At 40.9% G+C, this 2,289-nt stretch carries 2 protein-coding genes; both read right to left on the bottom strand.

What is annotated here, in order from left to right; all coding sequences use genetic code 11:
* Nucleotides 1–132 precede the first annotated feature (132 nt).
* On the bottom strand, nt 133–1,455 hold the full coding sequence (gene trmFO, locus IQ228_RS24925; RefSeq protein WP_027404427.1) for an FADH(2)-oxidizing methylenetetrahydrofolate--tRNA-(uracil(54)-C(5))-methyltransferase TrmFO: 1,323 nt from the start codon (nt 1,453–1,455) through the stop codon (nt 133–135).
* A gap of 293 nt (nt 1,456–1,748) precedes the next feature.
* On the bottom strand, nt 1,749–2,289 hold a 541-nt coding region (locus tag IQ228_RS24920; protein WP_193964826.1), incomplete at its 5' end, for a flagellar motor protein.

Below are 2,289 nucleotides of genomic sequence, written 5' to 3'. Positions count from 1 at the left end.
GGATAAGCTTTTGATACTGGAGGGGGTTGGGGGTGGGGTTCTTGTTCCGGGTTTGATGACAATTTGCTGTAAATTTGATGATCTGGACATTCCCTGGAACGTCTCTACATTATTTATCACCAAATGTCTGATTTAAACGGCTAAATTTTCCGTTTTCCAAGTTGCCAAATCTGCCAAGGATCTATCCCGATAACGTCCATATTTTTCCGGTTTGCTTTTTATTTTCACGCCCAAATCTGGCACAATTCCAAAATTAGGAGCCATCGGTTGAAAATGCTTAGGTGCAGCGGATCTGATAAACTCAAATAAAGCCCCCATCATCGTTGTCACGGGCAAAATTAGGGGTTCTTTTCCTAAAGCTAATCTAGCAGCATTTGTTCCCGCTAACCAACCTCCAGCAGATGCAGCAGTATAACCTTCTGTTCCTATTAATTGTCCCGCAGCCAATAATGTTGGACGTTCTTTAAATTGCAAACTTGCAGACATTAACTGTGGTGCATTTAAAAAAGTATTGCGGTGCATGACTCCTAATCTGACAAACTCGGCTTTTTCTAACCCAGGTATCATTTGAAATACTCTTTTTTGTTCACCCCAACGCAGATTAGTTTGAAAACCTACCATATTCCAAAGTTGACCAGCTTTATCTTCTTGTCGTAATTGAATTACCGCATAATTACGTTCTCCATTGCGAGGATCAGATAAACCCACTGGTTTGAGCGGTCCATAACGCATGGTATCTTCTCCCCGTCTTGCCATTTCTTCAATTGGTAAACAAGCTTCAAAAAATTTCGCTGTTTCTTTTTCAAAGTCTTTTAATTCTGTTTGTTCCGCTTGACAAAGTGCTTCTCGAAATTGTAAATACTGCTCTTTATTCATCGGACAATTTAGATAAGCTGCCTCACCTTTGTCATAGCGAGAAGCCATAAATGCAATATCTTTATTGATAGAATCTCCCGTAATAATGGGACTCGCAGCATCAAAAAAGTTGAGATATTCCATCCCCGTAAATCGCTGTAAATCTGCGCCTAAATCGGGACTGGTTAAAGGACCAGAAGCTAAAACAACAATACCTTCAGGAATTGCGGTAACTTCCCCGCGACGGAAATCAATTAAAGGGTGATTTGCTAAGGTTTGGGTCAAATCTTCCCCAAATTGTCCTCTGTCTACCGCTAAAGCCCCACCAGCGGGGACTGCGTGTTCATCTGCTTTGGAAATGACAATAGAACCGAGTTGGCGGAGTTCTTCGTGTAGGAGACCGGCCGCGCGATCGCTCGCCATAGCCCCGAAAGAGTTACTACAGACCAATTCTGCCAAATTTTCGGTATGATGGGCAGGACTGAAGCGTTTAGGGCGCATCTCGTGGAGAATCACAGGCACGCCGGCTTGGGCTATTTGCCATGCTGCTTCTGTTCCCGCGAGTCCGCCGCCAATTACTTGTATCGGTTCTTGTGTCATAGCTGTTTTTTATACTATCAATCATTAGGAGAATGCCAACCACTTATTACCCACCGTTTACGAGCAAATATAATCACTGGGTTGTTCATGCGTAGCCTAATTATTGTAGCGCGACCTATAGCAGTTATACCTTCCACTCTTGTACCGTCAGGACTCCAGGTAAAATGTTCTGACCATTTCTGTTTGCGAGGGTGAAAAAGTGATCTTGTTTCGCCAGTTAAGTAGGTTGGCTTTGAAAATTGTCGTTATGGCAAAGCAAAAGGCAAGATTTTGATAGAGAAAATAGTGATTTTTTATCTAACTTCTTGCACTTCTCCTAACCGTGTAAATCGGATTTCAATTCGTCGTCGGGTAACATCATCTTGACGCGCTGTTCCTGCAAATTGTCCATTTGGTAATATTAACTGTGCCGCAGAATAAGCGCGAAATGATAATCCAGATAGTTTGCCTTCTTTTTTTTGAATATCACGCAGCACCTTAACAACTGACAAAGCACGCAGCAATCCTAAATCAGCATTAGAACCAGCTTGTAATTTTCCTATCGGTATATTACCACTAACTACATTTTCTAAATTGACATCTAAATTACTCGTTACATTACCATTAGCTTGTCCGTCTGTGTGTCCAATTATTTCCACAACATTAATCCCATATTGTTTAGTTCTAGCTTCTATTTCTGGTACTATTTGCTTCAAGATATAATTTGACATTTGTTGAGGAATTTCCGCACTACCAGAAGCAAATCTATAAACACCTTGATCTTTTATAACTATAATTGGTGGTGTATCTGTTAACTTTTTTTGAGATTCTAATTGTGTTTGTAAGTATTTTATC

Origin of the sequence: Dolichospermum sp. LEGE 00246, from assembly GCF_015207865.1 — a bacterium.
GTDB classification, from domain to species: domain Bacteria; phylum Cyanobacteriota; class Cyanobacteriia; order Cyanobacteriales; family Nostocaceae; genus Dolichospermum; species Dolichospermum heterosporum.
The sequence above is the reverse complement of the archived record's forward strand: the minus strand, read 5'-3'. Positions and strand labels throughout refer to the sequence as shown.

Bases quoted from the DNA above. Each gene is read 5' to 3' on its own strand.
- trmFO (WP_027404427.1), bottom strand. From the start codon at position 1,455: ATGACACAAGAACCGATACAAGTAATTGGCGGCGGACTCGCGGGAACA.